We start from the raw sequence: 4,331 nt of genomic DNA, 5'->3' as shown, positions 1-4,331 counted from the left end.
GGGCAATGTGCTGCTGGAACGGCACGCGCCGCGGCGAACACGTCGGCCGCCCGGGCCAGTGTGTCCCGCCGCAGCGCGTGCCGTTCCAGCAGCACATTGCCCGCCGCCATTCCGCGTAGATCCTCGAGCAGCCGCCCGATCCCCGGATAACCCACCGACAGCGTTTCGATGTCGGCGACGGGTAGCGCGAAGCCGGCGCGCAGCAACAAGTCGCCGGCGGAGCGCACGTCGACAAGCGGGTGGCAGCGGGCGACCGGGCGATCGCTTTCGGCCGCGCGCAACGCGCCGCGCAGTTGCGGCAGGCTGTTGCCGCCGACGAATGCGCCAAGAAACAGCCCGTCGGGGCGCAAGGTCCGCCGGATCAGCGTCAACGCCCCCGGCAGGTCGCTGACGCTGTCGAGCGTTCCGGCGGCGACCACCAGATCGAAGCTGTGATCGGCAAACGGCAGGCGATCTTCATCGCCCTGTACCCCCCCGGCCGCGCTTGCGAAGGCGAAACCGGGGTCCAGCCGCGCGATCCGCGTGCCCGGCAACGGCGCGAAGGCGGCATCGAACGTGCCGATATCCAGCACGTCCGCGAAGGTGCGGGTGACGGCGGCCAGTCGGTCGGCGATGCCGTCCAGCATCGCGACACGCAGGAAATCGTGCGCGGCATAGCGCGGGGCGGCGCGGTCGCGGTGACGACGGCGCGCGGAGCGATCGAAGATGTCGACGGGCTGCATGATCCGGCTGCGGCTTGTGCGCGCTCGGGCGCGTGGCCACAAGGGGGAGGTGCCGCTCACCCGCCTGCTGAACCTGGCCCTGCCGCCACGCTGCCCCGGATGCGGGGCAATCGTGGAGGCGCCCGCCCGCTTCTGCGCGGGATGCTGGGGCGGTTTGCGGTTTCTGGGGCCGCCGTGGTGTGCGACCTGCCACAGCCCCTTCGAGACTGACCGGGGGGAGGGCGCGCAATGCGGGGCCTGCCTTTCCACGCCGCCGCAACACGCCGGGGTCAGCGCGGCGGTCGCTTATGGCGAGGTGGCCCGCACGGTGGCGCTGCGGCTGAAATACCAGCGGCGCACCGCCTATGCGGTGACGATGGCGCGGTTGATGCAGCGCCACCTGCCCGCGGATGCCGACCTGTTGCTGCCCGTGCCGCTGCATCGCTGGCGGTTGTGGACGCGCGGCTACAACCAGGCGGGGCTGATCGCGGCGGCCTTGTCGCGCGGCAGCGGTGTGAAGAGCGCGATGGACCTGCTGCGACGTCGGCGCGCCACCCCCGTCCTGCGCGGCCGCAACCCGCGTGAACGCCGCCAAGCGGTGGCCGGGGCGTTTGCGGTCGCTCCGGGCGCGGCGGATCGGTTGCGTGGCCGGCATGTCGTGCTGGTCGACGACGTCTATACCAGCGGCGCCACCACCGATGCCTGCATCGCGGTGCTGCGCCGCGCGGGCGTCGCGCGTGTCACGGTGCTGGCGTGGGCGCGGGTGATTGTCGAAGCACAGGAGGCGTGACGGCGGATTGACAGCGCGCGTCCGCGATCACACCTACAAGGGATGGCACAGGTCGAAATCTACACCAAGGCGTTCTGCCCCTATTGCGCGCGGGCGATGAACCTCCTGTCCTCCAAGGGCGTCGCGCCGGAGGAGACCGACATTACCATGGATCGCGGCAAGCGCGAGGAGATGATCCAGCGCGCCAATGGCCGTACCACCGTGCCGCAGATCTTCATCGGCGGCGCGCATGTCGGCGGATCGGACGATCTGGCCGCGCTGGAGCGCGACGGCAAGCTGGATGCGATGCTGGCGGGCTGAGCCGTGATCGTTTTCGACCTTCGCTGTGGCGGGGGCCATGTGTTCGAGGCATGGTTCGCCTCCGGCGCCGCGTTCGAGCAGCAGCGCGACTGCAAGCTGGTGTCATGCCCGCTGTGCGGTGATGTGGAGATCGGCAAGGCGGTGATGGCCCCGAACGTCGCGCCGAAGGGCAATCGCGATACGGCGCCCTTCGCCACCGATGACGATCGCCGCGCGATCCTCGCGCGTCTCGCAGAGGTACAGGCCCGGCTGCTGAGCAATTCGCGCTGGGTCGGCAGCGATTTCGCGCGGGAAGCACGCGCGATGCACGACGGCGACAGCGAACATGCCGCTATCCACGGCCAGGCGAGCACGGCGGAAGTAATCGCGCTGATCGAGGATGGCGTTCCCGTCGCTCCGCTGCCGCTGCCCGTGACGCCGCCGAAGCAGCTTAACTGACACCGGCATCGCGCAGATCAGTCGGAGAGGCTGGCGGAAGAGGTGGGATTCGAACCCACGGACGGGTTGCCCCGTCGCTGGTTTTCAAGACCAGTGCCTTAAACCACTCGGCCACTCTTCCGCGGTTCGCCAGCGGCGATCGCGACACTGGGCACGCGTCGCGATCGTGCCGTTGCGAGCGCCGCGCTTAGGACGGGTGCGCCCGGTCGTGCAAGTGCGGCGGTGATTTGCGGTTCCGCGCGGCGCGCCACTATGTCAGAACGGCGCGAATGAAGGGGGTTGCACCACTCGCCCGGCGCCTGCGCGCTGCGTTGCTCGTCATGACCGTGCTGACGGGGGGCGCCCTGGCCGGCGCAGGACCGGTCGCGGCGCAAGATGTCGGGACCGACGAACAGGCGGGGTTCCAGACCTATCTGCAGCAGGTGCGCGGCCGTGCGATCGCCGCCGGGGTGAAACCGGCGACCGTCGATGCGGTGCTGCCGACGCTGACGTTCAATCCGCGCGTCGTCGCGCTGGACCGCCAGCAGCCGGAGACGGCACCCAATGCCCCGATCTCGATGTTTGCGCCCTATCGCGCGGCGCATGTCGATGCGGCACGGATCGGGCGCGGGCGCACCACCTACGCGGCGCAGCGCAGCCGGCTGGCGAATGTAGAGGCGCAGACCGGGGTGCCCGAGCAGATCATGGTTGCGATCTGGGGGCATGAAACCAATTACGGCAGTTACACCGGCAATTTCGACCTGCTGCGCAGTCTGGCGAGCCTCGCTTATGAAGGACGCCGCCGGCCGCTGTTCGAGGGCGAGTTCATCGCCGCCATGAAGATGATCGACCGCGGGGTGCCGCGCGCGCAATTGCTCGGCAGCTGGGCGGGGGCGACCGGCAATCCGCAATTCCTGCCGTCGGTCTATCTGCGGCTGGCGCGCGACGGCGATGGCGACGGGCGCGCCGATATCTGGAACAGCGCGGCGGACACGCTGGCGTCGATCGGCAATTATTTCGCGATGGCCGGGTGGCGCGCGGGCGAGCCGTGGGGCGTCGCGGTCAGCGTGCCGGCGACGTTCGACCGTGGCGAAGTACGCAACCGGCTGGTATCGCCGCGCTGCCCGCGGGTGTTCCAGCGCCACAGCGGGTGGCGGACGATGGCCGAATGGCGCGCGCTGGGCATGGTGCCCGAAAGTGGCAGCTGGCCTGCCGACCGCGTGCAGGCGACGCTGATCGAGCCGGACGGGCCGGGGCGCACCGCCTATCTGCTGACCAGCAACTATCGCGTGATCCTCGATTACAATTGCTCCAATTTCTACGCGCTGTCGGTGGGGCTGCTGGCCGATGCGATTGCGCGCTGAGACGGTGCTGGCCGCACTGGCGATGATGGTGGCGGGGTGCGGCAGCGATGCGGCGCCGTTGCCCGCGGCGCAGAACGGCAGCGACGACGTGCCGGCGGTAACCCTGCGTCCCCCCGCGAGCGCAGCGGGTGCCAGCCAGCCGCCCGAGGTGGCGAGTGCCACCGGACCGGCCGCGACCGCCGGGAACGGCGCGGCGGCCGGCTATGACGCGGTCGGCTATGCGTCATGGTATGGCGATGGGCTGGAGGGCGCGACGACCGCGTCGGGCGCGCCCTTCGCCAATGCCGGGATGACCGCGGCGCATCGCACGTTGCCGCTGGGTTCCTACGCAGAGGTGACGGCTCTGGACACCGGGCGCACGATCCTGGTGCGGATCACCGACCGGGGGCCGACGCCGCCCGATCGCGAGATCGACCTGTCGACCGCTGCGGCGCGGTCGCTGGGTACCGCAGCCAAGCCGCTTGCGCCGGTACGGGTGCGCAGCGTGGCCGCGTCGCCGGCGGATGCGGCGGCGATCGCGCAGGGGCAGGCCGCCTCGCCGCGGCTGGACACGCCGGAGGCGGTGCTGCGGCCGCTGCGGCGGCAATTGCCCGCGCCGACGCGCGCCCTGCCGACGCCGGTGGCGCCGGTCGCCGTCCCGCCGGGAGTGCCGTTGACCGTGCAGATCGCGGCGTTCTCTAACGAGGCGCGCGCGATGGAGGTTGCCGCCAGCTTCCACGGGCGCGTGGAAACTGCCGACGGACTGTGGCGGGTCCGCGT

Annotated in this window: 6 protein-coding genes and 1 tRNA gene; 5 read left to right on the top strand and 2 right to left on the bottom strand. The window is 70.9% G+C overall.

What is annotated here, in order from left to right; translation table 11 throughout:
• Positions 1 to 722 (bottom strand): class I SAM-dependent methyltransferase (locus tag AX685_RS00965; protein ID WP_066484443.1); only part of this gene is annotated, 722 nt, incomplete at its 3' end.
• Between AX685_RS00965 and AX685_RS00960 the strand changes: the two genes are divergently transcribed.
• Genes AX685_RS00960 through AX685_RS00950 form a run of 3 tightly spaced genes read left to right on the top strand, consistent with a single transcriptional unit; the run spans position 721 to position 2,229 of the window.
• The gene (locus AX685_RS00960; protein WP_066484442.1) at positions 721 to 1,491 is read left to right on the top strand and encodes a ComF family protein; all 771 of its coding nucleotides are present in this window, start codon (positions 721 to 723) and stop codon (positions 1,489 to 1,491) included. The genes AX685_RS00965 and AX685_RS00960 overlap by 2 nt on opposite strands.
• Before the next feature lie 42 nt (positions 1,492 to 1,533).
• Positions 1,534 to 1,791: a glutaredoxin 3 gene (gene grxC / locus AX685_RS00955; RefSeq protein ID WP_066484441.1), complete on the top strand. Its 258-nt coding sequence runs from the start codon at positions 1,534 to 1,536 to the stop codon at positions 1,789 to 1,791.
• Positions 1,792 to 1,794: 3 nt separating this feature from the next.
• On the top strand, positions 1,795 to 2,229 hold the full coding sequence (locus AX685_RS00950; RefSeq protein ID WP_066484435.1) for a DUF1178 family protein: 435 nt from the start codon (positions 1,795 to 1,797) through the stop codon (positions 2,227 to 2,229).
• A 31-nt stretch (positions 2,230 to 2,260) separates the two neighbouring features.
• On the opposite strand, the gene AX685_RS00945 is transcribed toward AX685_RS00950, so the two are convergent.
• A tRNA-Ser gene (locus tag AX685_RS00945) sits at positions 2,261 to 2,350 on the bottom strand.
• A 199-nt stretch (positions 2,351 to 2,549) separates the two neighbouring features.
• Between AX685_RS00945 and AX685_RS00940 the strand changes: the two genes are divergently transcribed.
• Positions 2,550 to 3,572 (top strand): lytic murein transglycosylase, encoded by a 1,023-nt coding sequence (locus tag AX685_RS00940; protein ID WP_231738484.1) that lies wholly within the window; start codon positions 2,550 to 2,552, stop codon positions 3,570 to 3,572.
• The coding region (locus AX685_RS00935; RefSeq protein ID WP_156445581.1) for a septal ring lytic transglycosylase RlpA family protein at positions 3,556 to 4,331 on the top strand (776 nt) is incomplete at its 3' end. The genes AX685_RS00940 and AX685_RS00935, both read left to right, overlap by 17 nt.

Source organism: Sphingomonas sp. CCH9-F2, assembly GCF_001556735.1.
GTDB lineage: Bacteria > Pseudomonadota > Alphaproteobacteria > Sphingomonadales > Sphingomonadaceae > Sphingomonas > Sphingomonas ginsenosidimutans.
Note: the sequence above shows the minus strand (reverse complement) of the source record. Positions and strands in the feature narration are given on the sequence as shown.

Excerpts from the sequence above, each read along its gene's own strand:
- grxC (WP_066484441.1), top strand. The coding sequence starts at position 1,534 with ATGGCACAGGTCGAAATCTACACCAAGGCGTTCTGCCCCTATTGCGCG.
- AX685_RS00940 (WP_231738484.1), top strand. The coding sequence starts at position 2,550 with ATGACCGTGCTGACGGGGGGCGCCCTGGCCGGCGCAGGACCGGTCGCG.
- AX685_RS00960 (WP_066484442.1), top strand. The coding sequence starts at position 721 with ATGATCCGGCTGCGGCTTGTGCGCGCTCGGGCGCGTGGCCACAAGGGG.